The sequence below is a fragment of the Ruegeria arenilitoris genome (assembly GCF_013035315.1).
Taxonomy (GTDB): domain Bacteria; phylum Pseudomonadota; class Alphaproteobacteria; order Rhodobacterales; family Rhodobacteraceae; genus Ruegeria; species Ruegeria arenilitoris_D.
Window position 1 is genome coordinate 564,860 of sequence record NZ_WQHP01000001.1, and the last position, 26,264, is coordinate 591,123.

The window sequence follows — 26,264 nt, forward strand, 5'->3', positions numbered from 1 at the left end:
CATGATCCGGGCCAGACTTCATCGCCAACTGCTGGGCACGGCCCTAAGCGCCGCCTTACTGGTGGGCTGTACGCCCGTTGGCCCGGATTTTGTGCGCCCGAACTCTCCGGTCGTGAAACAGTGGATCGAGGTGAACAGCCCCAGCGCGGGTCAAAGCGGGCTGACTTCCCGCAGCGCTCCGGTGGTCAAATGGTGGGAGACGTTCAACGATCCAACCCTCAACAAGCTGATCGCCGAAGCCTACGCCCAGAACCTCGACCTTCAAGTCGCAGGTTCTCGCGTCTTGCAGGCGCGCGCGCAGTTGGGCATCGCGTTCGGTGAGCTTTATCCGCAATCGCAGGACATTGGCGCCTCGATCGAGCGGCGCCAAATCAGCGACAATCTTGGTCCAATTTCCGATGCACGCCGGATTATCCCGCTGGATACCGAGTTCTCGACCTCGCAGGTCGGGTTCGACGCACAGTGGGAGCTGGACGTCTGGGGCCAGCAGCGCCGTGGGGTTCAGGCCGCGCGGTCCAATCTGGCGCTGCAGGTGGCGAATTATGACGACGCTCTGGTCACTCTGACGGGCGACGTCGCAGCGCTCTATGTCAACATCCGCGCCTTGCAGGAGTCGCTGGCCGTCGCGCGCGAGAACATCCAGTTGCAACAGGAATCTGCTGATCTGACCCAGCTGCGTTTCGACAATGGGGTCACAACCGAGCTGGACGTGCAGGAATCCACCGCACTGCTGAACAATACCAAAGCACTGGTGCCCGAAATCGAAAGCGACCTGCAGCAGGCCAAGAATGCGCTAGCAGTGTTGCTGGGCACCACCCCATCGCGCATGACCAGCCTGCTGGGCAATTCCGGGCGCATTCCGTCGGCGCGGAGTAACGTCTCGGTCGGTGTCCCGGCCGAGCTTCTGCGTCGTCGTCCCGATGTGCGCGCGGCCGAGCTGGCTGCTGCCACGCAATCGGCACAGGTCGGGATAGCTCTGGCCGATCTGTATCCGCAATTCATCCTGTCTGGTGCGATTGGCCTACAGGCCTCGGGCGGGCGGGATCTGTTCTCATCGGCCAGCTCGACCGGGTTGGCCAATGCCGGAGTGGTCTGGAATGTGCTGAACTATGGCCGGATCAAGAACAACGTCCGCGCGCAGGACGCCGCCTATCAGGCGTTGATTGCCAACTACCAAAACACTGTTCTGACGGCCTATTCGGAAGTGGAAAGCGCAATGGTGGCCTATGCCCAATCGCGCAAGCAGGTCGGGTTCTACGAAAACAGCGTGGCTGCATCGCGCAAGGCCGCCGAGATCGCCATCGACCAGTACCGGGACGGCATCGCCAGCTATTCGCGCATCCTGAACACGCAAACCGCCTTGCTGCGATCACAGGCCAATCTGATTCAGGCGCGCCAGCAGGTCTCCAGCAACCTGGTCGCCGTCTACAAGGGCTTGGGCGGCGGCTGGCAGATCCGGCAGAACCAGGAATTCCTGCCCGAAACTGTTCTGGCCGAGATGGCCTATCGTACCGATTGGGGTGATCTTCTGGAAAAAGACCCGACCCGCGCCAGCCTGAACTGACGCTTATTTGGTCAGCCCTCGCAGACCGCCGGAAATAAGGATGTTTACTTCGTACAGGATACGAGGGGCCGCCAAACCACCCGGGCTTGCCAGGTAGTTCGGGCTCCATTCCGGGTCGAACTTTTGCTTGAACGACCGCAGCCCTTCGAAGTGATAGAACTGCTCGCCATGCTCATAGACAAACCCACCAACACGGTTCCAGAATGACGCCAGTTGCCGGTTCTCGATCCCGGAAAACGGTGCGGCCCCCAAAGAGAACCAGTGGAACCCCTGCTCTGCCCCCCAGCCCATCATCTCGGCGAACAGGGCGTCCATGACAAAGCTGGGACTGTCGGGCTCATAGCGCATCAAGTCCAATGACAGCTCGGATTTGTGACCACCCTGAAACAGGTTGGCGAAGGCCATAATCTGACCACCTTCCTCTTTGCGCAGTACCGCATGGTCAAAGTAAGACAGGTATTCATCATCGAACCCACCCAGGGCAAATCCCTTTTCCGCCCCTGCTTTGTGCTGCAACCAGTCGTCCGAGATCTTGCGCAGCTCCGGCAATACGGGGGCCAGTTTTTCCTTGGGAATGATCTCGAACACATAACCTTCGCGCTCGGCCCTGTTCTTGGCCTGACGGAACCTTTTGCGGGATTTTCCGTCTAACGAGAAATCCTTGAGCGGCACGCGCGCAACCTCACCAATCTTGAGGATGGACAGGCCCAAATCCAGGAAGGTCGGCAAGTATTTGGTCGAGACACTGTAGAAAGCGCACAGTTTGCCCTCGCGATCCGCCATTTCGCGCAGCTGCCAGATAAGCTGTTGCCCGGCCGCTTCGTCGCCGACCGGTTCGCCCTTGCTGATCAGCGCGTTGCCAGTATCTGCATAGGCCAGAAAGGCGTCCTCACCCGGTGAAATCAGGAATTGCTTGTCCCCGGTCAGGGATATCTGCGCCTCGGTATCCTCGCTTTCCAACGCCAACCGTTCGACGACCTCTGGGATTTCAGTCCGAACCTGCTCAGGCACGTCGCGCCCAAACAGTGAGTTCACGGCGACGACACCAAGGATGACCGCAACGACCAGACTTGATCGTAAAAAGCGCGAGGCATCACCATTCCAGGCGAACTCCCACCACAAGGCGTTCTGGTATTCGACATGGGAATAGGCAAAAAGACCGATCCAGAAGATGACCAAAAGCAATGCGATGACGCTGACCAACCATGGGATGTTCAGGCGGAAAATCGACGCGCCGCTGACGCGGTAGAACGCGCCCCGGAACATGGCCAGCAAGGCGATGGTGCACAGCATACCGATGGCCTCGTGCGTGTGCAGCCCTTTGGTAATCGAGGCCACAAACCCCGCGACCATCAACAGCATCGCGACGATCCATGCGCGATAAAGCTTGCGGAACAACCCACGCGACACCAACAGCAGCAGAACACCAACTGCGCTACCCGCCAGATGCGAAGCCTCGACAAAAGACAAGGGTAGGAAATCGCGCAGCACGCCAAGGCTTTGACTGCTGGCGGGCAAAGCCCCCGAAACCAGCAGGATCACGCCAGCCACTGCGGCAACACCCGCTGCAACCATTGGCACAATTGGACGAATCACGCGATAGACCCAAGTGGCGGCTCCGCTGATGTGGTGGCGATGCGTCAGAGCGGACGCGACGGCGATCGACAACGACGCGATCGCGAACGGCAAAAAGGTATAGACCACCCGATACAGCAACAAGGCGGCGATAACGTCGGAACGACCCGAAGCCCCCAAACCTGCAATCAGCGTCGCCTCAAACGCGCCGATCCCTCCCGGCGCATGGCTCAGGATACCGACTGCAATCGCGCCGATGTAGATTGTAAAAAAGAACGGAAATCCGACACCCAGATCGTCGGGCATCAGAATATACAGGGTCATGGATGCCCCAAACAGGTCTCCGATCGCAGCCAGCGTCAGCAACCCTGCCAGCTTGCCCCCAGGCAAGTTGAACCCCATACCACCCGCTGCCAGTCTGCGCCCGCCCCGGGATAGCCAAATGAAAACCGCAACCAGCGCCGCCAACAGGCACAATCCGATCACTGTTTCGGCGGTATCGCTGATCGGCAGAACTTTGGACACACCGTCGGGGTGCAACGTCAGCAATCCCCCCAGCAGCAGCACAAAACCTGACCAAAACGCAATCCAAGAGGTCGCGATCACCCCCGCCACGCGGCCCAGATCCAAACCCAACGAGGCATAAATCCTGTACCGGATTGCTGTGCCGGTGATGTAGGAAAAGCCTAGGCAATTGGACACCGCATATCCACATGCCCCAGCCATGCCTGCCACGGGCAAGGGAACCTCGCCCTTCGCCACGCTTTGAACGGCGAACACGTCGTATAGAGAAAGGGATAGGAAACTGAGCGCCGTAAAGCAAAGGGCGAAGAACATCAGTTTCCACGACGTGCCCGCGACGTCCGTTTTCACGTCGGCCCATTTCACATGCGCAGATAATTCGCGCAGGACAATCAGCGCGACCAGCGTGACCAGGATCGGGATCGCGATCCTGATCGCGGGTTTTTCAAGAAACCCTGAGACCCGTTCTGCCAAGCGAACGGCCCAAAGGTCTTCCACGTTCTCGCCAGATGCCATGCTGTGTCCCTGCTCTCAGGCGCACTTGGAATACGCACTGCGACTGTGACACAATTTCGTTCAAGCTCAAAGCACTACGGGGTCAGAGCCGCCCTTTGCGTGTCGATAGAAGCAGGTTGGTTTCGGATCGGGTAATCCCCTCCATCCGTCGGATCTGAAACAGAACCTCGTCCAGCTCAGCCAGTGTTTCGGTCCAGATTTCAGCGATCAGATCCCAACTGCCGTTCGTGGAGTGGACGGCGCGTACCTGCCGCATCGCTGCGATCCGGGCCATAGTACGCTCGGTCCCGCGGCCCTCGATCTCCAACATCATTAAACCGCGCACCGGGCTTTGCGCTACGTCCTGACGGGTGAGGACGGTGAAGCCCACAATCTCGCCCGATTGCTTAAGCCGCTGAAGGCGGCTGCGTACAGTGGTGCGGGTGACACCGAGCGTTTCAGCCAGTTCAGACAGCGACGCCCGCGCGTCCCGATGCAATGCACTCAGCAGCCTACTATCCAAATCGTCCATGAATACTTCTCATTTCGTTTATCTGAATGACAATTTGAACATTTTGCTGTCTTTTCGCAAGCCATCGCGCATGTCTAGATACTCATATGGAAAAAAAAGACATCATATTGGTCGGCGCACCGATGGACGCTGGCAAACGGCGTCAGGGCTGCCGCATGGGCCCAGACGCCTACAGGGTGGCGGGCCTGCAAGAGGCCTTGGCCGATCTCGGACACCACGTGACGGATATCGGCAATGTCAGTGCCGATCCGTCGGATGTCCCCGAGCACCCGCATCTGGTCACGCTACCCGAATGTGTCGGCTGGACCAGTGCTCTTGCCCGTGCTGCACAGGACACTGCGCCCAAGGGCCTGCCGATCTTCATGGGGGGCGACCACGCGCTTTCAATGGGAACGGTTGCGGGTATGGCCGCTCACGCGGACCAGATTGGGCGACCTCTGTTCGTTCTGTGGTTGGACGCCCACAGCGATTTCCACACACCCGACAGCACCGGCAGCGGCAATCTGCACGGCACCCCCGTCGCATACTTCACCGGACAACCGGGTTTCGACGCGTTTCCCCCTTTGCCTGTTCGCGTGCCCACAGACCGCGTTGGCATGATCGGCCTGCGCTCTGTCGACCCGGCCGAGCGCGCCCGGCTGGAACAGGATCAGGCCATGTTGGCCGACATGCGCAGCATTGACGAACACGGCATCAAGGCACCCTTGATCGCGTTTCTTGACCGCGTACGCGCAGCGAATGGTATTCTGCACGTCTCGCTGGATGTCGATTTCCTTGATCCCTCCATCGCCCCAGCTGTTGGCACGACCGTACCCGGCGGCGCGACCGAACGTGAAGCGCATCTTGTGATGGAGTTGCTGCATGAAAGCGGTCTGGTCTGCTCGCTGGACCTGGTCGAACTGAACCCGTTCCTCGATGAACGTGGACGTACTGCAAAACTGATGGTCGATCTGGCCGCGTCCCTGCTGGGCCGCCGCATCTTCGACCGCCCGACCCGGAGTTTCTGATGACCCAACCTTCCGACAAGGCGCTTGTGCCCTTTGTATCCGTCGACAACATGATGCGACTGGTGCATCACATCGGGCTCGAGCGGATGATCACCCAAATCGCCGCCCAGATTGAGGCGGACTTCAAACGCTGGGAAAGCTTCGACAAAACGCCCCGTATCCCGGCCCACTCGCCACATGGCGTGATCGAGCTGATGCCCACCTCGGATGGCGAAGCCTATGGGTTCAAATACGTCAACGGTCACCCAAAGAACACGTCCGAAGGCCTGCAAACAGTGACTGCATTCGGCCTGCTGGCCGATGTTTACACTGGTTATCCGACCCTTTTGACCGAGATGACAATGCTGACCGCCCTGCGTACCGCGGCGACATCAGCTCTGGTGGGTAGCTATCTGGCCCCGAAGTCTTCGCGCGTGATGGCGATGATCGGCAATGGCGCGCAATCAGAATTCCAGTGCCTCGCGTTCAAGGCCATGTGTGGGATTGATACCGTGCGTCTGTATGACACCGATCCTGCCGCGACCGAAAAATGCGCGGGCAACCTCAAAAACTCGGGGCTGACGGTGGTCTTGTGCAAAACGCCAGAGGACGCCATCGAAGGTGCACAGATCATCACCACCTGCACCGCGGACAAAAAATATGCCACGATCCTGACCGACAACATGGTCGGACCGGGCGTGCACATCAACGCCATCGGCGGCGATTGCCCCGGCAAGACCGAGTTGCACCGAGATATCCTTTTGCGGTCGGACATCTTCGTCGAATACCCCGAACAAACCCGCATCGAAGGTGAGATCCAGGCGCTGGACAACAATCACCCCGTAACCGAGATGTGGCAGGTTATGACCGGCCAGGCCGAAGGTCGCCGCGACGATCGCCAGATCACTCTGTTCGACAGTGTCGGCTTCGCGATCGAGGATTTCTCGGCCTTACGCTACATTCAAACCGCCATCGAAGGCACTGATTTCTTTAAACCTCTGGACATGCTGGCCGACCCAGACGATCCGCGGGATCTGTACGGGATGCTGATGCGGGCGGGTTGAACGGGGGCTCTGCCCCCGCCGCCCTTCGGGAGACTCCCCCGAGGTATTTTCGGCCAGATGAAGTTTCGGATCCCCTGCTTCATCTGGCTACAAATACCTCGGAGCGCGAGGCAGAGCCTCGCAAATGGCCTAACCTGCCAGTGAAGGCAGGTAGAGAACAATTGCCGGGAAGGCCACAAGCAGCGCGATTGTGACCGCATCGGCGATAAAGAATGGTGTCACGCCTTTGAACACGTCCTGGACACTCAGGTCCGGGCGGACTCCTGCGACTACGAAACAGTTCAAACCGATGGGGGGCGTGATCAGACAGAACTCGGCCATCTTCACCACCAAAATGCCGAACCAAATGGCGCACATCGGACCGGACATGCCAAAGGCACTGTCGGCAGCACTGACGGTTTCGCCGCCATTCAGCGCCATCACGGCTGGGTAGACAACCGGCAAGGTCAGCAGCAACATCCCTATCGCATCCATGAACATACCAAGCACCGCATAGGCCAGAAGGATGCAGATCAGAATCAGCATCGGCGACATTTCCAGCGAGGTAATCCAGTCGGAAAATGCACCCGGCAAGTCGGCAAATCCAAGGAACCGCACGTAGATCAGAACGCCCCAGATGATCGAGAAGATCATGGCGGTCAGTTTGGCGGTTTCCAGCAACGCCGATTTGAACTCGGGCCAGCGCATGCCGTGGAACAAGGCAAAGCAAAAGACGATGAACGCCCCAATAGCCCCGCCCTCGGTCGGGGTGCCCCAGGCCTTGTCACCAAACGGGTTATAGACAAAGCAGATGATGATCAGGATCACCGCCACAATCGGGATCGCGCCCGGCAACGCAGAGAACCGTTCTTTCCAGGTAAAACCGGTCACCGGCGGACCGACGTTTTTGAAAATCACCGCGATGCCCACGATCAACAGACCGTAGACAACAGCGGAAAACGCTCCGGGGATGAACCCGGCCAACAGCAGCTTGCCAACATCCTGCTCGACGATGATGGCATAGATCACAAGGATGGCAGAGGGCGGGATCAGCGAGGCCAGCGTACCGCCAGCGGCCACCACTCCGGCGGCGAATTGCTTGTTGTAGCCGACCTTCAGCATTTCAGGGATCGCAATCCGGGCGAAGACGGCCGAAGTCGCCACCGATGCGCCGGACACGGCGGCGAAACCTGCTGTGGCAAAGACGGTTGAGACTGCCAGCCCGCCAGGCACCCAGGCGACCCAGCGCTTTGCGGCCTCGAATAGGGCTCGGGTAAGGCCCGCGTAGTACGCCAGATAACCGATCAGGATAAAGGTGGGAATCAGGCTAAGTGTATGCGCCGCCACCTTGGAATGGGGCACCTGCCCCGCGGTTTTAACGGCAACCGTCAGCGCCTTGCCAAAGCGGTCGGGGTCATACCCAAATTTCGCCCAGAAAATCCAGACCAACCCGACCAGCCCCGCAAGGCCAGCCGCAAAGGCCACGCGCATTCCGGTTACGACCAGAACCAGCAGGCCACCTGTGACCCACAGGCCAATGTCAATCGTGTCCATGCGCTAGTCCTGCCCTTCGAATTGCTCGGCCTCGGCAGCGGCCTGGGCTGCTGCGTCCTGTATCAAGGGCACCGCCACCGGGTGTTCAGCCCCGACAATCAGCGCACGACCGTATCCCCAAATCTGTAAAACCAGCCGTAGGCACAGCACCGAAAAGGCGACCGGCGCCAACAGCTTTGCGGGCCAGAGTGGGATGCCGATATCGATGGAACTGTCGCGGCTCCAGAGCGGCGCGCCAAAGTCGAATGACCGATCAAAATGTGACCAGCTGCCCCAGACCAACGCCAACATCAGGACGAGGATCAGAAGGACCGAAATCAGTTCGAACAACCACAGAGCGCGCCCGTGCAGGCGCGAGATGACGATGTCCATTCGGATGTGACCACCATCACGCTGGACGTAAGAAATGCCCAGAAAGGCGATCAGCGGCATCGCTTGTTCAATCCAATCGACATATCCCGGCAGAGGCGCGTTGATCGCGTTGCGTCCGCTCACCGAGATTACCGCCAAAACCATAAGGCCAAACACCGCTATACCGCTGATCAGAGCCAGAAATCGCTCCAGTTTCAGCAACTTACGATCCAATGAACTTAGAAGGCTGTCGTCCTCAAGCACCGTGGCCTGTCCTGCCATTGCGGTGTTCCCCTGTTCTTATAAGTGTCCGGGCGCCCGTATGGGCACCCAGATTTCGCTATCAGTTACCGCTGCGCTGTTGTTCCAGCGTCGACATAACCAGATCATACAGATCCTGCGCGGGCAGCCCCTGAGCAGACATATCTGCGATCCACTGCTCGCGGATCGGATCAGCGGCCTTGGTGCGGAATTCGGCAATCACAGAGTCGTCGATCTCGACCTTCTGGACGCCTTTTTCTTCCAGTACGCTGTCCCACTGTTCCAGCAGCGTTCCGTAGTTGGCCAGATAGTGATCAATCGCTTCGTCGATTGAGCTGTCCAGCGCTTCGCGATGCTCGGCCGGAAGTGCGTCGTAGGCGTCGATATTCACAACGACCGGGCAGTTCACCGTGCCGGGGTTCAGGTTGGCTGTCCACCAATCAGCCTCGTTGATGGTGCCAAACGACAGATGTGCGTGCTGAGCAAACGCAACGGTATCAACGACGCCGGATTCCATCGCGTTGAAGGCTTCGGTTGCAGGGACCGACGTCGGGACGCCGCCAACGGCCTCGAATGCTTGCCCCAGACCGCCCGTGGCGCGCACGCGCATGCCTTCGAATTCAGCCAGTTCGTCGCGCGGATCACCGGTGCCGACCAAATTATACTGTGGCATTGGCGAGGTCATAAGCAGGCGCGCGTTCCACTGCGCCATCTCTTCCTGAACCGCGGGGTGATCGTAGACAGCGTGGCTGACCGCCACTTCTTCGTTCAGGTTGCTCACCCCCAGAAAGGGAAGCTCAAGCACCGTAATTGCGCGGTTCTTATCGCGGTGATACCCCGCGCAGAACTGCGCCATTTCAAAGGCACCGATCTCGATCCCGTCCAGGTTTTCACGTGGCTTAGACAGGCCGCCATAGCTAACGTTGATGGTAAAATCGCCGTTGGTCTTTTCGCTGACCAGTTCCGCCAGTTTCTCGACATGTTCAGTGAACGCGCGACGCTTGCCCCACACGGATGCATTCCACTCGGTCGCGGCAGCCTCAGACACGAATGCAACGCACAAAGCGGCAACGGCAGAGCCGCCCAACATCTTTTTCATAATGATCTCTCCCTTTTCCGCACCGCCTTGGCGGGGTGCTTGGAACAAAAGCTAGCGCCAACATCGACACGTGCCAACCCCCGGCCCGTCATCGGGCCTGTCGGAAAGTTGGACCGTCATACGCTAACAACCAAAAGGTGAATCCAAGATACGTTAAAATTGATTTCTCATGGCGGTCGGGCACAAGAATTTCCGTTACAACTATTTTATTGTTTTAATTAATATTTTATCATCTACACCGACAGTTTTTTACTAAAATTGCCAGTTCGCAATAAGAAATTTACAAACTAATCGTGAGAAATCGGTAATTTATTTCATTGTTTTCAACCCTCCGTATTATTGCGTACAGGGAGGAAACGGATCGACATCGCCCGTTCAGCAGGCACAATCGATCCGATTCAATATGGTCCAGAGGGAGGAGCCTCAGAATGACAACCGCTGCCAAGGCAGAAGCCAATACCTTTCCGCCGTCCGCCGAAACCGTTTCCCGCGCGCATGTGAATGCTGAAAAATACGGTCAGATGTACGCAGCTTCGATCAACGATCCCGAAGCGTTCTGGGATGAGCAGGGCAAGCGAGTCGAGTGGATCAAGTCCTATACGCAGGTCAAAGACGTCAACTATGATTTTGGTTCGGTTGGGATCAAATGGTACGCCGACGGCACGCTGAACGTCTCGGCCAACTGCCTGGACCGTCACCTTAAGACCCGTGGCGACCAGACCGCAATCATCTGGGAGCCGGATGATCCAGCTGATCCCGCACAGCACATCACGTATGCGGAACTGCACCGCCGCACTTGCCGGATGGCGAACATTCTGGAATCGCTGGGCGTGCGCAAGGGCGACCGCGTTGTGATCTACCTGCCGATGATCCCCGAAGCAGCCTATGCCATGCTCGCTTGCGCTCGCATCGGTGCTATCCACTCGATCGTTTTCGCGGGCTTCTCGCCTGACGCACTGGCCGCACGGGTCAATGGTTGCGATGCCAAAGTCATCATCACCGCTGACGAAGCACCCCGGGGTGGCCGCAAAACGCCTCTGAAATCCAACGCGGACGCCGCCCTGCTGCACTGCAAGGACACCGTGAAGTGCCTGGTGGTCAAGCGCACAGGTGGTCAGACCACGTGGATTGCCGACCGCGACTATGATTACAACGAAATGGCACTTGAAGCGGACGACTACTGCGCGCCCGCCGAAATGAATGCCGAAGACCCGCTGTTCATTCTTTATACCTCTGGCTCGACCGGTCAGCCCAAAGGCGTTGTGCATACCACTGGCGGTTACTTGGTCTATGCCGCGATGACCCATGAGATCACGTTCGATTACCACGATGGTGACATTTACTGGTGTACCGCAGACGTGGGCTGGGTCACGGGTCACAGCTATATCGTCTATGGCCCGCTGGCCAATGGTGCGACCACGGTGATGTTCGAGGGCGTGCCCACCTACCCCGATGCAGGACGTTTCTGGGAAGTATGCGCCAAGCACAAGGTAAACCAGTTTTACACGGCCCCTACCGCGATCCGCGCCCTGATGGGGCAAGGCAATGAGTGGGTCGAAAAGCATGACCTGAGCGACCTGAAAACTCTGGGCACCGTGGGTGAACCGATCAACCCCGAAGCATGGAACTGGTACAACGACGTCATTGGCAAAGGGAATTGCCCCATCGTTGACACCTGGTGGCAGACCGAAACCGGCGGCCACTTGATGACTCCCCTGCCCGGTGCCCACGCGATGAAACCCGGTGCCGCGATGAAGCCTTTCTTTGGCATCCAACCTGTCGTTCTTGACCCGCAGTCCGGCGTTGAGATCAACGGCAATAGTGTCGAAGGGGTTCTGTGCATCAAGGACAGCTGGCCTGGACAGATGCGCACCGTTTGGGGCGATCATGAACGGTTCGAAAAGACCTATTTCTCGGACTACAAGGGTTACTATTTCACCGGCGACGGTTGCCGCCGCGACGAGGATGGCGATTACTGGATCACCGGACGTGTCGACGACGTGATCAACGTCTCGGGCCACCGCATGGGAACTGCCGAGGTCGAAAGCGCCTTGGTTGCACATGCCGCTGTGGCCGAGGCTGCGGTGGTTGGTTATCCGCATGAAATCAAGGGGCAAGGCATCTATTGCTATGTCACTTTGATGAATGATCGTGAGCCTTCGGACGAGTTGCTCAAGGAACTGCGCACCTGGGTCCGGACCGAGATCGGCCCGATTGCCAGCCCTGATGTGATCCAGTGGGCCCCCGGCCTGCCCAAGACCCGTTCGGGCAAGATCATGCGCCGGATCCTGCGCAAGATCGCCGAGAATGACTTTGGCAGCCTGGGTGACACCTCGACATTGGCCGATCCGTCGGTGGTCGAGGACCTTATCGAAAACCGCGCAAACAAGTGAGGATGTGATGGACGCTGCCACGATCACCACACCCACAGTTCTGATCCTTCTCGGCCCTCCGGGCGCCGGGAAGGGCACACAAGCCCGTATGCTTGAAGAAAAGTTCGGGCTGCTTCAACTTAGCACCGGCGACCTGCTGCGCGCCGCTGTCGCCGCCGGGACCGAGGCTGGCAAGGCCGCGAAAGCGGTGATGGAGGCCGGTGATCTGGTCAGCGACGAGATCGTCATCGCCATCCTGCGCGATCGAATGGCCGAACCGGACTGTGCCAAGGGCGTCATTTTGGACGGTTTCCCGCGCACAACGGTTCAGGCCGAGGCGCTGGACGAACTGCTTGCGGAAAACAACCAAAAGATCAGCGCGGCGATCAGCCTTGAGGTTGAAGACGCGGAAATGGTCATCCGTATATCGGGCCGCTACACCTGCGCGATGTGCGGCGAAGGCTACCACGACCGGTTCAAAACACCCGCAGTTGAGGGCAAATGCGACAATTGCGGCAGCACCGAGTTCAAACGGCGTGCTGACGATAACGCGGAAACAGTAGCCTCACGCCTGACCGCCTATCACGCACAGACTGCGCCGCTGATCACCTATTACGACGGCCATGGCGTGCTGAAACGCACAAATGCCATGGGCAAGATCGAAGACATCGCCCGTGATCTGGAGGAGATCGCTGGCAACGCAATGAGTTAAGGGGAGCAGATAAGCCGCAAGGCTTTGATCTCACAAAAGGATACTTCAATGAACCGCCTTGGCGGAACAGAGGAGTTTTGCCGAGCGTCACGGGGCGTTTGGTACAACCAAGAAGCGGCCGAGGCACTGGAGGAGTTGGGCACGAGCCGCCAATTGAGGAAGCGAAGGAGGACCCCGCAATGGCGGATCAATCAACAAACTCCGCGCAGACTGCCGAAGCCGATAAGGGCTATTGGCAGGCCAACCTGCGCCTCATCTACATCAGCCTAGCCATATGGGCGCTGGTGTCTTTTGGATTCGGCATCTTGCTGCGTCCGCTGCTGTCTGGCATCGAAGTTGGCGGCACCGATCTGGGCTTTTGGTTCGCCCAACAGGGCTCAATCCTGGTCTTTCTGGTGCTGATCTTCAACTACGCCTGGCGCATGAACAAGCTGGACGCCGAATTCGGCGTGGATGAGGAGTAAGCGGAATGGATCAGTTTACCATCAACCTGCTGTTTGTTGGCGCGTCCTTTGCGCTGTACATCGGCATCGCGATCTGGGCCCGAGCGGGTTCCACATCCGAATTCTACGCCGCCGGTCGCGGCGTTCACCCGGTCACCAACGGCATGGCGACAGCGGCGGACTGGATGTCCGCGGCCTCGTTCATCTCGATGGCGGGCCTGATCGCCTTTACCGGCTATGACAACTCGACCTTCCTGATGGGTTGGACCGGTGGCTACGTGTTGCTGGCTCTGCTGCTTGCGCCCTACCTGCGCAAGTTCGGTAAGTACACCGTCTCGGAATTCATCGGCGACCGTTTCTACAGCCAGACCGCACGTGTTGTTGCGGTAATCTGTCTGATCGTTGCATCGGTGACCTACGTGATCGGTCAGATGACCGGCGTCGGCGTGGCCTTTGGTCGCTTCCTTGAAGTGTCGAACACATCCGGTCTGCTGATCGGTGCCTGTGTGGTGTTTGCCTACGCGGTGTTCGGCGGGATGAAAGGCGTGACCTACACTCAGGTCGCTCAGTACTGCGTGCTGATCACCGCCTACACCATCCCGGCGATCTTCATTTCGCTGCAGCTGACCGGTACGCCCGTACCGGCGCTGGGTCTGTTCAGCGACACTGCAAGTGGTGAGCCGCTGCTGACCAAGCTGGACGCAATCGTGACCGAGCTGGGCTTTGCCGAGTATACAGCACACCACTCGAACACGCTGAACATGGTGCTCTTCACGCTGTCGCTGATGATCGGTACTGCTGGTCTGCCGCACGTGATCATGCGCTTCTTCACCGTGCCTAAAGTGTCGGACGCCCGCTGGTCCGCTGGCTGGACGCTGGTCTTCATCGCTCTGCTGTATCTGACCGCCCCTGCGGTTGGCGCAATGGCACGTCTGAACATCACCGACATGATGTGGCCCAATGGTGGCATCGAGGGCGGCGCTGTTTCGGTCGAAGCGATCGACACCGATCCGCGTTATGACTGGATGCAGACGTGGCAGAAAACCGGTCTGTTGGACTGGGAAGACAAGAACGGCGACGGCAAAATCCAGTACTACAATGACAAGAATGCCGACATGCAGGCAATCGCGGAAGAAAAAGGCTGGGTCGGTAACGAGCTGACCAAGTTCAACCGCGACATCCTGGTTCTGGCCAACCCCGAGATCGCCAACCTGCCGGGTTGGGTAATCGGTCTGGTCGCTGCCGGTGGTCTTGCGGCCGCTCTGTCGACCGCTGCGGGTCTGTTGCTGGCGATTTCGTCGGCGGTGTCCCACGACCTTGTCAAAGGTGCGATCAACCCGCAGATCTCGGAAAAAGGAGAGCTTCTGGCGGCGCGGATCGCAATGGCCGTGGCCATTCTGGTTGCAACCTATCTGGGTCTGAACCCACCGGGCTTTGCGGCGCAAACCGTGGCCTTGGCCTTCGGTCTGGCGGCTGCCTCGATCTTCCCGGCGCTGATGATGGGGATCTTCTCGACCCGCATCAACAACACCGGCGCGGTCGCAGGTATGCTGGCTGGTCTGGTCGTAACCCTGGTCTACATCTTCCTGCACAAGGGCTGGCTGTTCATTCCGGGCACCAACTCGTTCACCGATGCTGACCCGCTTCTGGGTCCGATCAAGTCGACCTCGTTCGGCGCAATCGGTGCGATGATCAACTTTGCTGTCGCATATGTTGTAGCCGGTATGACCAAAGAGACTCCGCAGGAGATCAAAGATCTGGTCGAAAGCGTTCGTATTCCCCGTGGCGCGGGCGCAGCTCAGAATAAATGAGCATGATGCGGCATATGGTTAGTTTCCATGTGCCGCGTTTTTCGATCTACTGTTCCCGCCCGGCACTCCACCGGGCGGGATTTTTCAACCGGAAGCCCAGGATGTTATGATGCCCCTGTCCCATGACGAAATCACCCGGTTTCTGAAATCCGTGCACCCCTATGACGCCCTGCCCCCAGACGCGCTGGAGCAGGTGGCAAACCAGATCGAAGTCTGGGAGGTCGAAGAGGACGGCTCGGTGTACGAGCTTGGGCACACCCTGCCCGGCGTTTTCGTAATTTATGAGGGGCAAGTTGAGATCACCGATGAGAACGACGCCGTCGTATCTCATCTAGGTTTGCGCAATTCCTTTGGCGAGCGTGGGCTGCTGAAAGACGGCAAAGCCGCCACCAAGGCCCGGGCGCATACGCCATCGGTGCTGCTGGTCCTGCCGCCTGATCTGGTGCGGCAACTGATTGACGGGCACGATGTGGTGTCCAAATTCTTCAACAGAACGCGATCCACCCGGTCGGGCCCTCAGAGCCTGGCCACAAGTGCAATTGACGTTCTGATGGCCCATAACCCTGCGACCTGCCCGCCAGAAACACCGGTTCAGGACGCAGCCAGAATGATGCGTGACAAGCACATCTCATCCCTGTGTGTCACACAGGCAGACGACCTGCTTGGCATTGCCACGCTGCGGGATATCTCGGGCAAATTCGTAGCAGACGGCATGCCAGCGGAGACGCCCATCTCTGCGATCATGACGACGAACCCAGTTACACTTTCGCCATCCGATATCGGCTCGGACGTTCTGCACGTGATGATGGAGCGTGGCATAGGCCACATCCCGATCTGTCAGGGCGGACACCTGGTCGGGATCGTGACCCAGACCGACCTGACGCATTATCAGGCGGTGAACTCGGCCGAACTCGTTCGCCGGATCGCACAGGCGAACTCGGCGGAGCAAATGGCGGCGGTAACCGCTGAAATCCCTCAGCTGTTGGTGCAACTGGTGGCATCCGGAAACCGGCATGAGATCGTCACGCGCCTGATCACCGATATCGCGGACACCGCGACCCGCCGGCTTTTGGCTTTGGCCGAGGAAAAGCTGGGGCCGCCGCCTGTTCCCTACTTATGGCTGGCCTGCGGCTCGCAAGGACGGCAGGAACAAACTGGCGTCTCCGATCAGGACAATTGTCTGATGCTGGATGACAGCGTGACCGACGCGGATATGAAGTACTTTGCTGAGCTGGCAAAATATGTCTCGGACGGGCTGGATGTCTGCGGCTACTTCTACTGCCCCGGCGACATGATGGCGACCAATCCGCGATGGTGTCAGCCTGTTCGCGTGTGGCGTGATTACTTCAAAGGCTGGATCGCAAAACCCAACCCCGAGGCGCAGATGCTGGCCTCGGTCATGTTCGACTTACGCCCCATCGGCGGCGCCTTTCACCTGTTTGACGATCTGCAGGCTGAAACTCTGGCGGCAGCCAATGCGAACTCGATCTTTGTGGCGCATATGATCTCGAACTCGTTGAAGCACACCCCGCCGCTGGGTCTGTTGCGAGGTTTCGCGACTATTAGGTCAGGAGAGCACCGTAACACCTTGGACCTCAAGCATAATGGCGTTGTACCAGTCGTCGATCTGGCACGTATCTACAGCCTTCAGGGCCAACTGACCGAGGCCAACACCCGTGCGCGGCTAAAAGCGGCCGCATCCGGTGGCGTCCTCAGCCCATCGGGCGCACGGGATCTGCTGGATGCCTATGACCTGATCGCAGAAACACGGCTGGAACATCAGGTCCGGCTGGTGAAAGGTGACCAAAAGCCGGACAACTTCCTGCCGCCATCGGCCCTGTCCGACTTTGAGCGAAGTCATCTACGGGATGCCTTCGTTGTGGTAAAAACGATGCAATCGGCTGTGGGCCACGGCAAAGGAATGTTGGGCTAAAGCCGCAAGACAAATAGCAGGCGACCACGTCTGAACTACGGAGAGATAGATGTTTCTGGAACTGATCGGCACGATTTTTGCAGGCTTTGCCTTTGCCGGTATCGTGATGGTGCTGAACAAGCTGACCGGTGGCCGCCTGCCCCGTTGGATGACCCCGGTTGCTGCTGGTCTGGGCATGATCGGCGTCACGATAGCCAGCGAGTATTCGTGGTACGATCGCACGCGCGATACCCTGCCCGAAGGAATGGCCGTGATCCAAGAGGTCGAAAGCCGCGCCTTCTATCGCCCATGGACTTATGCTGTTCCCTTCGTCGACCGCTTTGCCGCTATTGATGCAAGCTCGGTGCGCAAGAACGATCAGGTTCCTGAACAAAGGCTGGTAGACCTGTACCTCTTTGGCCGCTGGGCCCCGGTTTCGAAACTGCCGGTTGCGGTCAACTGCGAAAGTTTCAGCCGCGCCAATCTTATTGACGGGGCCGAGTTTGCCGATGACGGTCGCCTGTTGAATGCCGATTGGATCGACGTGACCGCCAACGACCCCATCGTCGAGGCAACCTGCGGAGTGTAACATGCTGACCCGGTTGAGCCTGCGTCTGCGAATTTTCCTGTTCTTCTGCCTGCTGGCCGTAGGTGCGCTGGCCGTCAGCTCTCTGGCGCTATGGATCAGTTACCGCCGTGTTGCGGACCCTGATTTGGTTGACGCCTTCATATTTGCAGAAATCGTCATGGCCTTTGGGTTTTTGGCTTTGACCGCAGCCGTTTGGCTGTTGTTCGACGACAACGTTGCCAAGCCGATCGAACGGATTTCAGCGCAGCTACGTGCGCGCGCTCATGCGGGGGTCAACACCGAGGTCGATACCCAGGCCGCCCGCTATCTGGGCGATCTGGCCCCAGCTGCCGCCGGACTGGCGGACCAGTTGTCGGACAAAACGATGGATGTCGCGCAGGCCGTTGCAGAAGAAACGGCACATCTAGCGGCGGAAAAACAGCGGCTTACAGCACTTCTGACCGACATCCCTGTCGCCATGTTGTTGGCCAGCCCCACGCACAAGATCGTTCTATATGACGGTCAGGCAGCCGAAGTTCTGGCCCAGATTGCGCATCCCCGGCTGAACGCTTCTTTGTTCGAATACCTGGCACCCGAAATGCTGGAACAGGCCCACGCAAAGCTGATAAAAACCGGGCTTGAAGTCGCCTGCACGCTGTCCAGCATCGATGGCGCGCAAAGCTATCGCGCGCGCATGAAGCCATTGGGAAGCGCACCCGGTTACATGCTGATTTTTGACGAGAGCGCCGCAAACATCGCACCCGATGCCGCGCGCCCTTTGGTCTACGACTTCAACCTGCTGAACGCGCGCACCGATGATGCATTCGAAAATCTGGCCCTTCCGGATCTGTGCTTTGTCGTCTTTGACACCGAGACAACCGGGCTGCTGCCGCACAAGGACGAGATCGTTCAGATCGGTGCCGTGCGGGTTGTCAACGGTAGGATCGTAGACGGAGAGCGACTGGATATGCTGGTTGATCCCGGCATACCGATCCCTCCGGCTTCGACCAAAGTGCACAAGATCAACGACCGCATGGTTCAGGGGGCCCCCGATATTGCTCAGGCCGGTCGCGTGCTACACCAGTTTGCGCGCAACGCTGTCATCGTGGCGCACAATGCGCCTTTCGATATGGCGTTTTTGCGCCGCCACGCCAAACGCATGGATGTCGAGTGGGACCACCCCATTCTGGATACGGTCCTGTTGTCCGCAGTGCTGTTCGGAGCCAGCGACAAACATACACTGGACGCGCTGTGCGACCGGCTCGACATCACCATCCCGCCCGAGCTGCGCCACACCGCCTTGGGCGACGCTGTTGCCACCGCCGAAGCTTTGGTGCGAATGCTGCCGATGTTGCAGGCACGCGGCATGACGACATTTGGCCTGGTGATTGAGGCAACGCGTCAACATGGCCGACTGCTGGAAGACCTGAACTAGTCCGGAAAACTCACAAGCTAAACGCAGCTTTTCATGGACAAACCCGGCGCGCCGTGGCACCTGAGGCGCGGTTACGGGATGAACGCGACATGACGGAAAAACACTTTACCCCTACCCCCGATCAAAGCACAGCTTTTCGCGAGGCGTTGGGGTGTTTTGGAACCGGCGTGACGGTAATCACCACCGATTCCGAGCAAGGGCCGCGGGCGATCACGGTCAACTCGTTCACATCCGTCTCTCTGGACCCACCGCTTGTCTTGTGGTGCTTGGCCAAAGACTCGAACCGGTTCGACGATTTCAACGCCAGCCAGCACTATTCGATCCATGTCATGGCCGAAGATCAACAGGATCAGGCCCTGCGCTTTGCACGCGACGGCAAGGATTTTTCCCATGCTGAATGGTCGCAGGATGACACGGGCCGACCACAACTATCCGGATGTCTGGCCCGGTTCGACTGTCAATTGCACGCGCGTCACGACGCAGGCGACCATCTAATCCTCGTCGGCCACGTTCAGCACGCGATGTACCGCACTGGCAAGGGCCTGATTTTCAAGCGCGGCCAGTTTGGAGGTTTTGCAGATCTGATCTGACGGTTACTCGTCCAGCGACCCATGAACGGCCAGAGCCTCGAGCTGGGTTTCTTGCGGAGTGATGACACGAAACGCCTCGCGCACACCTGCATCTGACAATTCGCGCGATACGGTCAGCAAAGTGTTCGGGCCATGCTCGTCACACAGTTCAGACATATGAGCGATTTCGGCGCGGGCGACATCCATTGCGGCCTCAACCGATGGCGCGCCGTAAAGCTGCACGAAATGCTCAGCCAGGTTTTGCGCGATCTGATCCACCTCGGCCGGTTCCACCTGAGTGACCGCAACAAAGGTGACGCGGCCAAAGGTCTCGACCCCCAGCCAACCGTTGGCAAAGGCTTGTCGCGCCTTGCCCTCAAGATCGCCCTCGCCCCAGTTCGAAAATTCAAACCCGCCGGAGATGCACCACTCACCGGTCCGAGCCGGTGAGTGGAAGACGTTCATGTCGCTTTCATCGAAATGGATTGCGCGGGCCAGTTTCATTTTCCGTTCTCCAACAATTCCATCAGCGGGCGCAGTAGTGTGTCCGAACCCTGACGGATCAGCATCCCGAAACGTTCATCCGTGCCCAGAAACACACCCGTTTCACCAAAAGGTTCCCCAACCCCGCGCAACAGGCCCATCCATTCGCCATGCAGGGGGGCGTTGCCCTCTTCCTGCCAGCGATTGAGCCATGTCAGCATATGCCGCGACCAGCTTTCCACAAGCTGCGTCGCCGAGACATCGGCGCAGCCTTCGTCATACAGCGCAGTGACATCCGGATTTTCTCCCGGCGCATCGCTGGTCTGTAGCAGCGCCAGTTCCCATCCGACAATCAGCCAGTCCGGCTCTGCCTGTGGGTCGGTACCCGAAGCAGCGACACGGAAAACCCCGCATTTTGCACCGTTTACACAGATCAAACCGTCCCAACCCAGATGAACCGCAACCTCGGGCGGAGCCAGCGCACCCAGTGCGTTCTGGAACCCAACCGCGCAAAGTGGCAGCATGGCCATCGCATCCTGCAACGCAACTTCCGGAGCAAAGACAATCGCCGCGCGCACCCGGTCGGCCTGAATGCTGTAGACCACGGTGCCCGCATCACAGCCCAGTGCGGCCATGGCCTGAGCGCGGTCGAACGGGTCTTCCCCGCCCTGCACCGGATGGCCCGTCAGCAAAGGGGGAAAGACTGGCTCGCTCATGCGTTGCCCTGTGCGATCAGGTCGCGCGCGATCTTGCGGAACGACTCGGCCTGCGCACTGTCAGGCTTGCTGACCACGATCGGAGCGCCACCGTCCGCGGCAACACGGATATCCAGGTGCAGCGGGATTTCACCCAACAGCGGAACACCCAGCGCCTGCGCCTCGGAGGCAACGCCTCCATGGCCGAAAACATGTTCTTCGTGGCCACAGTTCGAACAGATATGCGTCGACATGTTTTCGATCATCCCAAGGATTGGCGTCTTGAGCTGGTTAAACATGTCGATCCCTTTGCGGGCATCGATCAAGGCCACGTCCTGCGGCGTGGATACGACAATTGCGCCGTCCACCTGAAACTTCTGGCTCAGCGTCAGCTGTACGTCCCCGGTGCCGGGCGGCAGGTCGACAATCAAGACGTCCAACGCGCCCCACTGTACCTGCCCCATCATCTGTTGCAGCGCACCCATCAGCATCGGACCGCGCCAGACAACGGCCTGCCCTTCATTGGTCATCAACCCCATCGACATCATCGTGACGCCGTGATTGCGCAAAGGCAGAATGGTCTTGCCATCAGGGCTGGCAGGGCGACCCGAGACGCCCAACATCCGAGGCTGTGAAGGGCCGTAAACGTCAGCATCCAGCAGACCAACCCGGCGGCCCTCGGCGGCCAGAGCGCAGGCCAAGTTTGCAGACACGGTCGACTTACCAACGCCGCCCTTGCCCGAGGCAACGGCGATAATTCGGTCCACGCCCGGCACTGCCTGCGGGCCGGTTTGCGAGGGCTTAGGCTTGGGCTTCAGATCCGGTGGAGTCTTGTCGGAATGCGCCGTCAGCATGGCTGATACGTTCGACACGCCATCCACCAGTTGCGCCGCCTTCTCGGCAGCGGCACGGACGGGTTCCATCCGCTCAGCCTGTTTGGGGTCGATCTCCAGTACAAAGCGTACGGTGTCGCCTTCGACATTCAGCGCTCGAACAACGCCAGCGCTGACAATGTCCTGTCCGGAAACCGGATCTGTAATCTTTCTCAGGTTCGCAAGAACCGCGTCACGGACACTCATGCGTCATTCTCCTGTTGGAACCCGGCTACTGGGGTTCTGCGTATCGACAATCTGTGGTTGCCGTTCATTGCATGTGTCTCCGTCTCTTTTCGTTCATTTGACGCATTTGGTGCCGTGCCGTTAGGTTGGGCTATGCGCTTTGTCCTTTTGTGCCTGAGCCTGACGCTCACTGCCACCCCCTCTTGGTCACAAGAGGCAATTGGTCTGGCCGCGCCTGAAGAAGTTGCCGACTCCGGTCTGTTGCAACATATTCTTCCACGCTTTTCTCTCAAGACCGGGATACGGGTTATTGCGGAAGATGGCGGCGTTTTGGTTCTGGAAACTGCGCCGCCGGGGGATCCCGTCTTTGCGCGGAATGGTGTGATCTATCACCTGCGGATCGGCGAGGACGCCAAACATGAACGGTTCCGCGACTGGCTGCTGTCCGATATTGGCAAACGGACAATCGAGAGCTTTGCGCCAGACCAGGGCACGCCTTTCTCGGCCAGTTTCGAAGTCGCCGTTGTGGAAGCCGAAACGGTGATCGACGGGGATGCCAAGCGCGGCGAGGAATTGTCGATGACCCATTGCGGACGGTGCCATGTGATCGGACCCAAGAACCGGTTGAATGGTCTGGGGTCCACCCCTTCGTTCGCAGTCTTGCGCGCGATGCCGGATTGGTCGGAACGGTTCGAGGCTTTCTTTGCACTCAACCCCCACCCCTCTTTTACGCAGATTGACGGATTGACCCCTCCGTTCGATCCCCAGCGCCCGTCGCCCATTGTGCCGGTCGAGATGACGTTGGACGATCTTGAAGCCATTCTGGCTTTTGTCTCGGTCATTAGCGCCGCGGATCTTGGGGACCCGCTGCAGCTTCAGTGATCCTTTCGTTTTGAGAAATAGTCGTCGGTGGTCACGACGCGTGGTTTCGGGTTGGACTGGAACGGGTTGTCCTGTTGCTGGAACTGCGCGTTCACACGGCAATTGTCACACATCTGGATCATCCGTGCCTTGTCCGAGGTTGCAAACATCGGATGCGTACCCGCAAGTTTCTCCATGATCCGTTCCACGGTGGATTTCACACCAAACAGAGCGCCGCATTCAATGCAGGCGAAGGGTTCTTCCTCGTTCAGCACCTGCTGCGACAGGGCCGCATCGCTCAGGTCAAGCTGCGGTACCAAAGTGATCGCATCTTCGGGGCAGATGCCCTTACACAATCCGCATTGCAGGCAGGCATCCTGCTGGAAGTTCAATTGCGGTTTGTCCGGGTTATCGATCAACGCACCCGAGGGACACAGCGACACGCAGCTGAGGCACAAAGTACAGGCATCTGTATCCACTGCGACCGCCCCGTAGGGTGCGTTCTCAGGCAGAGGCAGAGGCATGTCGGCCTGTGGATTCAACGCCTGTGCAGCCAGCCGCGCGATCTGGCGGCGGTTGCCCAAGGGCAAAACCGGATCGGTCAAGGGTGGCGGAACCTGTTGGCCGTAAAGGATATCGGACAGTGCATCAGGGTCTGCCTCATCCAAGACGCCCAAGGCATCCGACCCTGCAATTGCTTGGGCCATGGCCACCTCGCGATCCAGTGCGTCCCGTTCGGTGGTCGGGGCCAACAGCACGTCCACCCGCGCAAAACCATGCGCCAAACCGGCCAACATCTCGGAATGGCCAAAGCCGGAAATCACGCTCAGCTCCAATGGGATCACATCAGCAGGCAAGCCCCGGCCAAACCGAGCGGCCAGACGGATCATCTCGGCCCCGTGTGCGTCATGAACCAACAACCGCGGCGCGGTACCACCGGCACGCCTAAATGTGCGTGCCAGGATATGCATGCGCGACAGCAATGCAGAAACAGGCGGATCCTCATAGGTGATCGCGGTAGACGGACAAACGGCAGCGCATGACCCGCACCCCGCGCAGATCATCGGATCAATCTCGACATGTTCGCCAGCCGAAGTGATCGCACCCGTGGGACAAATATCAAGGCAATTCGTACAGGCGACCTGCTCGGCCCGCGAATGGGCGCACAGCGTTTCCTCCATCCGGACGTAAAGCGGTTTTTCGAAGGTCCCGACCAGTTGGGCCACCTCAAATGCGAGCCGTTCGACCGACACCGCATCTTTGGGATCGGCGCGCAGATAGCCTTCGCGCTTGGCCGGAGCCTGCACAAGTGGCGTATCGCCTGCCAGGTCCAGAACAATGTCGCAAGCAGATTGCGCCTTGTCCCGTGCCTCGGTCCATGTAAATGCCCCGCGCCCACCAGGTTCAAGCTGTTGAAACGCGTCCAGACGCAGGGTGAATCCTCCCAACGCGCCGGACAGCGCGGCGACGCGGCCACGCACCACATCATAGGCGCGCGACATCGGCTCTGACGGATCGGTAACCAGAACCGTAACGGCGAGCGTATCTGCCAGTCGGTCTGCCAAGGCAAAGGCGACGTCACCAGGGCCGATAATCAGGCAAGTGCCCTCGCTAAAGACATCCACGCTGGGCGTCACCGGTTGCGGTAGCAGCGCTTCGGCGGCCAGCGCGGCCATCTTGGGGGCGGCATCTGCGCCCTGGTCCGACCACCCGGCTCTATCGCGCAGGTCTACAAAACCGGGTGCGTCTGCATTCACCTCTTCCGCAAGGGCCTGAAACACCTCTTGCTCTTGCCCGCAGGCGATGATGGTGCTCCCGTCCTGCAAGGCCACCGCTGCCGCTTCCAACTCACGCGTGCAAAGCGCGGTGTGAACCTTTGAACACGCCACATCGCAGGCCGTTGCGATCGTGTCAGCGTCGATCGCCTGAGACCCCGCGCAGTCGCATAGCAGTAGTTTTGTGCTCATGATTTCCCTCCGCCTCTTAGCGAAGTAGGCTGTATCCCCTCTCCCGCAATGTAAAGGGTTTGACCGCACCACGCGCAAACCCCAAAAAAACACCGCTCTGACCAGTAAAAACAGGCATGTGCACGCGGAGATCACCGTTTTGCTATCGCCCCTTACGACTAAGGTCGTAACACGTAGGCTTGGCACTCAAGCGCTTTGTGTACCATAGTGGACGCAAGGGAAGGCAGGGGAGAGCTTTCCGGGGAGGAGCCCGTGGCCAAGGCCGCAAGTCAGATTGAAATGCCAATCGGCGTCGTCGTGCGCAAAACACCCGGTGTAACCCGCTGGGCAAAATGGAATTGGCGGGCCGTTGCCGTGCTGCCCGGAGCAGCTCCGGCTGACTGGCTTGAAATGCGCCGCGAAGGCGAGGCCGTAGAGTATCACGCAGCGACCCTGCCCCTGACCTTGTGGGCCGATGAAACTGAGGCCTATCTGGTCAACCTCTCAGACACTCTGCCGTCAATCTACCTTGTGCTGCGGGACGAACTGAAGGGCGACCAGCCCTTGAACGCGGTGTTGGTCACCGCATCCCCCTTCGAAGGTCAGGATTACGCAGATACCGGCGAAGAGATCGTCGAAAAGATTCCCATGACCGAGGGGCTGATCGCCTGGGTCCGGGACTTTACGCTCAAGCATCATCGCGACGAGGTGTTCATCAAACGCCGCCGCGATAAGAAGCGAACCGATCTGGTTGAGGACGGAAAAGGGGACGCACGTATCCGTCAGGTCTCGGACGTCTACCGCGCGCCGCGGAGGATCGTGCAATGACCGAAGCCCGCGATTTCTGGTCACGCCGCAAGGCCGCCGTTCAGGCCGAAGCTGAGGCCGAGGTTGTCGCGGTTGAACAACAGACCATTGCTGCGCGTCAGGCCGAGCTGGAAGAAAAATCAGACGCCGAGATATTGACAGAGTTGAATCTGCCCGACCCGGACCAGCTGCAGGCCGGAGATGACGTGTCGGGTTTCATGGCCAAGGCCGTCCCAGACCGTTTGCGCCGACGGGCTTTGCGACGCCTTTGGCGGTTGAACCCTGTGTTGGCGAATGTCGACGGTCTGGTGGACTATGGCGAGGACTACACCGATGCCGCCTGCGTGATCGAAAACCTGCAGACCGCCTATCAGGTTGGCAAGGGCATGCTGGCCCATGTCGAAGCGTTGGCTGCCGAAGCCGAAGAGACCGCAGACGAAACACCTGAAGCGGACGAGCCTTCGGAAGAACCAATCGCAGACGAAACACCAGAGCCCGAGCTGGCCGTGGCGGCAGTCGCCGAGGAACCCGGGACCACCACTGAAGCGCTGGAAGAGGCCGAGGCCGCCCCTGCCCCGCGCCGCATGAAATTTGAATTCGAAGGATAACT

At 59.1% G+C, this 26,264-nt stretch carries 23 protein-coding genes; 14 read left to right on the forward strand and 9 right to left on the reverse strand.

The window, feature by feature from the left end:
- Position 1 precedes the first annotated feature (1 nt).
- A complete protein-coding gene (locus tag GOV53_RS02770; RefSeq protein ID WP_170464133.1) occupies positions 2-1,564 on the forward strand; it encodes an efflux transporter outer membrane subunit in 1,563 nt (520 codons plus the stop codon).
- Between the two features lie 3 nt (positions 1,565-1,567).
- On the opposite strand, the gene mprF is transcribed toward GOV53_RS02770, so the two are convergent.
- Together mprF and GOV53_RS02780 are read right to left on the reverse strand one after the other, a co-directional pair.
- A complete protein-coding gene (gene mprF / locus GOV53_RS02775; RefSeq protein WP_170464135.1) occupies positions 1,568-4,177 on the reverse strand; it encodes a bifunctional lysylphosphatidylglycerol flippase/synthetase MprF in 2,610 nt (869 codons plus the stop codon).
- 82 nt (positions 4,178-4,259) lie between these two features.
- The gene (locus GOV53_RS02780; RefSeq protein ID WP_170421527.1) at positions 4,260-4,688 is read right to left on the reverse strand and encodes an Lrp/AsnC family transcriptional regulator; all 429 of its coding nucleotides are present in this window, start codon (positions 4,686-4,688) and stop codon (positions 4,260-4,262) included.
- 86 nt (positions 4,689-4,774) lie between these two features.
- Here GOV53_RS02780 and rocF point away from each other — a divergent pair, with 86 nt between their 5' ends.
- Both rocF and GOV53_RS02790 read left to right on the forward strand, forming a co-directional pair.
- The gene (gene rocF / locus GOV53_RS02785) at positions 4,775-5,695 is read left to right on the forward strand and encodes an arginase (RefSeq protein WP_170464137.1); all 921 of its coding nucleotides are present in this window, start codon (positions 4,775-4,777) and stop codon (positions 5,693-5,695) included.
- Complete coding sequence (locus GOV53_RS02790; protein WP_170464139.1) at positions 5,695-6,738, forward strand: ornithine cyclodeaminase; 1,044 nt, start codon at positions 5,695-5,697, stop codon at positions 6,736-6,738. Before rocF ends, GOV53_RS02790 begins: the two co-directional genes overlap by 1 nt.
- A gap of 129 nt (positions 6,739-6,867) precedes the next feature.
- Here the strand turns inward: GOV53_RS02790 and GOV53_RS02795 are convergent, their stop codons facing one another.
- The 3 genes from GOV53_RS02795 to GOV53_RS02805 all read right to left on the reverse strand — a co-directional run bounded on the left by GOV53_RS02795 (position 6,868) and on the right by GOV53_RS02805 (position 9,982).
- Positions 6,868-8,271, reverse strand: coding sequence for a TRAP transporter large permease (locus tag GOV53_RS02795; protein ID WP_170464141.1), 1,404 nt, complete (start codon positions 8,269-8,271; stop codon positions 6,868-6,870).
- Positions 8,272-8,274: 3 nt separating this feature from the next.
- A complete protein-coding gene (locus tag GOV53_RS02800; RefSeq protein WP_170464143.1) occupies positions 8,275-8,904 on the reverse strand; it encodes a TRAP transporter small permease in 630 nt (209 codons plus the stop codon).
- A gap of 61 nt (positions 8,905-8,965) precedes the next feature.
- The gene (locus tag GOV53_RS02805; protein WP_170464146.1) at positions 8,966-9,982 is read right to left on the reverse strand and encodes a C4-dicarboxylate TRAP transporter substrate-binding protein; all 1,017 of its coding nucleotides are present in this window, start codon (positions 9,980-9,982) and stop codon (positions 8,966-8,968) included.
- A 428-nt stretch (positions 9,983-10,410) separates the two neighbouring features.
- Between GOV53_RS02805 and acs the strand changes: the two genes are divergently transcribed.
- The 8 genes from acs (at position 10,411) to GOV53_RS02845 (ending at position 19,825) form a co-directional block, all read left to right on the forward strand.
- Positions 10,411-12,375 (forward strand): acetate--CoA ligase, encoded by a 1,965-nt coding sequence (gene acs, locus GOV53_RS02810; RefSeq protein WP_170464147.1) that lies wholly within the window; start codon positions 10,411-10,413, stop codon positions 12,373-12,375.
- 7 nt (positions 12,376-12,382) lie between these two features.
- Positions 12,383-13,066 carry an adenylate kinase gene (locus tag GOV53_RS02815; protein ID WP_170464150.1) on the forward strand — a complete coding sequence of 228 codons (684 nt, stop codon included), beginning with the start codon at positions 12,383-12,385 and terminating at the stop codon, positions 13,064-13,066.
- Between the two features lie 179 nt (positions 13,067-13,245).
- Positions 13,246-13,530, forward strand: coding sequence for a DUF4212 domain-containing protein (locus GOV53_RS02820; protein ID WP_170464152.1), 285 nt, complete (start codon positions 13,246-13,248; stop codon positions 13,528-13,530).
- Positions 13,531-13,535: 5 nt separating this feature from the next.
- Complete coding sequence (locus GOV53_RS02825) at positions 13,536-15,320, forward strand: sodium:solute symporter family protein (RefSeq protein ID WP_170421553.1); 1,785 nt, start codon at positions 13,536-13,538, stop codon at positions 15,318-15,320.
- A 109-nt stretch (positions 15,321-15,429) separates the two neighbouring features.
- Entirely contained in the window at positions 15,430-17,253 is a 1,824-nt protein-coding gene (locus tag GOV53_RS02830) for a DUF294 nucleotidyltransferase-like domain-containing protein (RefSeq protein ID WP_170464155.1), read from the forward strand.
- Positions 17,254-17,302: 49 nt separating this feature from the next.
- Complete coding sequence (locus GOV53_RS02835; protein WP_170421560.1) at positions 17,303-17,821, forward strand: hypothetical protein; 519 nt, start codon at positions 17,303-17,305, stop codon at positions 17,819-17,821.
- 1 nt (position 17,822) lies between these two features.
- On the forward strand, positions 17,823-19,235 hold the full coding sequence (locus tag GOV53_RS02840) for a 3'-5' exonuclease (protein ID WP_170464157.1): 1,413 nt from the start codon (positions 17,823-17,825) through the stop codon (positions 19,233-19,235).
- A gap of 89 nt (positions 19,236-19,324) precedes the next feature.
- On the forward strand, positions 19,325-19,825 hold the full coding sequence (locus GOV53_RS02845) for a flavin reductase family protein (RefSeq protein WP_170464159.1): 501 nt from the start codon (positions 19,325-19,327) through the stop codon (positions 19,823-19,825).
- 3 nt (positions 19,826-19,828) lie between these two features.
- Here the strand turns inward: GOV53_RS02845 and GOV53_RS02850 are convergent, their stop codons facing one another.
- From GOV53_RS02850 to GOV53_RS02860, 3 genes are read right to left on the reverse strand one after another with little or no spacing between them, the layout of a single operon-like run.
- On the reverse strand, positions 19,829-20,308 hold the full coding sequence (locus GOV53_RS02850; RefSeq protein ID WP_170464161.1) for a DUF6505 family protein: 480 nt from the start codon (positions 20,306-20,308) through the stop codon (positions 19,829-19,831).
- Positions 20,305-21,003, reverse strand: coding sequence for a biotin/lipoate--protein ligase family protein (locus tag GOV53_RS02855; RefSeq protein ID WP_170464163.1), 699 nt, complete (start codon positions 21,001-21,003; stop codon positions 20,305-20,307). The genes GOV53_RS02850 and GOV53_RS02855 overlap by 4 nt, the downstream gene beginning before the upstream one ends.
- On the reverse strand, positions 21,000-22,061 hold the full coding sequence (locus GOV53_RS02860; RefSeq protein ID WP_170464165.1) for an Mrp/NBP35 family ATP-binding protein: 1,062 nt from the start codon (positions 22,059-22,061) through the stop codon (positions 21,000-21,002). The genes GOV53_RS02855 and GOV53_RS02860 overlap by 4 nt, the downstream gene beginning before the upstream one ends.
- Before the next feature lie 132 nt (positions 22,062-22,193).
- On the opposite strand from GOV53_RS02860, the gene GOV53_RS02865 reads away from it, so the two are divergent.
- The gene (locus GOV53_RS02865; RefSeq protein WP_170464167.1) at positions 22,194-22,922 is read left to right on the forward strand and encodes a c-type cytochrome; all 729 of its coding nucleotides are present in this window, start codon (positions 22,194-22,196) and stop codon (positions 22,920-22,922) included.
- Here GOV53_RS02865 and GOV53_RS02870 read toward each other — a convergent pair.
- Positions 22,916-24,868: a 4Fe-4S binding protein gene (locus tag GOV53_RS02870; protein ID WP_170464170.1), complete on the reverse strand. Its 1,953-nt coding sequence runs from the start codon at positions 24,866-24,868 to the stop codon at positions 22,916-22,918. The two genes, GOV53_RS02865 and GOV53_RS02870, sit on opposite strands and share 7 nt — an antisense overlap.
- Positions 24,869-25,120: 252 nt before the next feature.
- Here GOV53_RS02870 and GOV53_RS02875 point away from each other — a divergent pair, with 252 nt between their 5' ends.
- Together GOV53_RS02875 and GOV53_RS02880 are read left to right on the forward strand one after the other, a co-directional pair.
- Positions 25,121-25,675 (forward strand): DUF3305 domain-containing protein, encoded by a 555-nt coding sequence (locus tag GOV53_RS02875; RefSeq protein ID WP_170464172.1) that lies wholly within the window; start codon positions 25,121-25,123, stop codon positions 25,673-25,675.
- Positions 25,672-26,262, forward strand: a complete 591-nt coding sequence (locus tag GOV53_RS02880; RefSeq protein ID WP_170464174.1) for a DUF3306 domain-containing protein — start codon at positions 25,672-25,674, stop codon at positions 26,260-26,262. Before GOV53_RS02875 ends, GOV53_RS02880 begins: the two co-directional genes overlap by 4 nt.
- Positions 26,263-26,264 lie beyond the last annotated feature (2 nt).

Excerpts from the sequence above, each read along its gene's own strand:
- GOV53_RS02770 (WP_170464133.1), top strand. The coding sequence starts at position 2 with ATGATCCGGGCCAGACTTCATCGCCAACTGCTGGGCACGGCCCTAAGC.
- mprF (WP_170464135.1), bottom strand. The coding sequence starts at position 4,177 with ATGGCATCTGGCGAGAACGTGGAAGACCTTTGGGCCGTTCGCTTGGCA.
- GOV53_RS02780 (WP_170421527.1), bottom strand. The coding sequence starts at position 4,688 with ATGGACGATTTGGATAGTAGGCTGCTGAGTGCATTGCATCGGGACGCG.
- rocF (WP_170464137.1), top strand. The coding sequence starts at position 4,775 with ATGGAAAAAAAAGACATCATATTGGTCGGCGCACCGATGGACGCTGGC.
- GOV53_RS02790 (WP_170464139.1), top strand. The coding sequence starts at position 5,695 with ATGACCCAACCTTCCGACAAGGCGCTTGTGCCCTTTGTATCCGTCGAC.
- GOV53_RS02795 (WP_170464141.1), bottom strand. The coding sequence starts at position 8,271 with ATGGACACGATTGACATTGGCCTGTGGGTCACAGGTGGCCTGCTGGTT.
- GOV53_RS02800 (WP_170464143.1), bottom strand. The coding sequence starts at position 8,904 with ATGGCAGGACAGGCCACGGTGCTTGAGGACGACAGCCTTCTAAGTTCA.
- GOV53_RS02805 (WP_170464146.1), bottom strand. The coding sequence starts at position 9,982 with ATGAAAAAGATGTTGGGCGGCTCTGCCGTTGCCGCTTTGTGCGTTGCA.
- acs (WP_170464147.1), top strand. The coding sequence starts at position 10,411 with ATGACAACCGCTGCCAAGGCAGAAGCCAATACCTTTCCGCCGTCCGCC.
- GOV53_RS02815 (WP_170464150.1), top strand. The coding sequence starts at position 12,383 with ATGGACGCTGCCACGATCACCACACCCACAGTTCTGATCCTTCTCGGC.
- GOV53_RS02820 (WP_170464152.1), top strand. The coding sequence starts at position 13,246 with ATGGCGGATCAATCAACAAACTCCGCGCAGACTGCCGAAGCCGATAAG.
- GOV53_RS02825 (WP_170421553.1), top strand. The coding sequence starts at position 13,536 with ATGGATCAGTTTACCATCAACCTGCTGTTTGTTGGCGCGTCCTTTGCG.
- GOV53_RS02830 (WP_170464155.1), top strand. The coding sequence starts at position 15,430 with ATGCCCCTGTCCCATGACGAAATCACCCGGTTTCTGAAATCCGTGCAC.
- GOV53_RS02835 (WP_170421560.1), top strand. The coding sequence starts at position 17,303 with ATGTTTCTGGAACTGATCGGCACGATTTTTGCAGGCTTTGCCTTTGCC.
- GOV53_RS02840 (WP_170464157.1), top strand. The coding sequence starts at position 17,823 with ATGCTGACCCGGTTGAGCCTGCGTCTGCGAATTTTCCTGTTCTTCTGC.
- GOV53_RS02845 (WP_170464159.1), top strand. The coding sequence starts at position 19,325 with ATGACGGAAAAACACTTTACCCCTACCCCCGATCAAAGCACAGCTTTT.
- GOV53_RS02850 (WP_170464161.1), bottom strand. The coding sequence starts at position 20,308 with ATGAAACTGGCCCGCGCAATCCATTTCGATGAAAGCGACATGAACGTC.
- GOV53_RS02855 (WP_170464163.1), bottom strand. The coding sequence starts at position 21,003 with ATGAGCGAGCCAGTCTTTCCCCCTTTGCTGACGGGCCATCCGGTGCAG.
- GOV53_RS02860 (WP_170464165.1), bottom strand. The coding sequence starts at position 22,061 with ATGAGTGTCCGTGACGCGGTTCTTGCGAACCTGAGAAAGATTACAGAT.
- GOV53_RS02865 (WP_170464167.1), top strand. The coding sequence starts at position 22,194 with ATGCGCTTTGTCCTTTTGTGCCTGAGCCTGACGCTCACTGCCACCCCC.
- GOV53_RS02870 (WP_170464170.1), bottom strand. The coding sequence starts at position 24,868 with ATGAGCACAAAACTACTGCTATGCGACTGCGCGGGGTCTCAGGCGATC.
- GOV53_RS02880 (WP_170464174.1), top strand. The coding sequence starts at position 25,672 with ATGACCGAAGCCCGCGATTTCTGGTCACGCCGCAAGGCCGCCGTTCAG.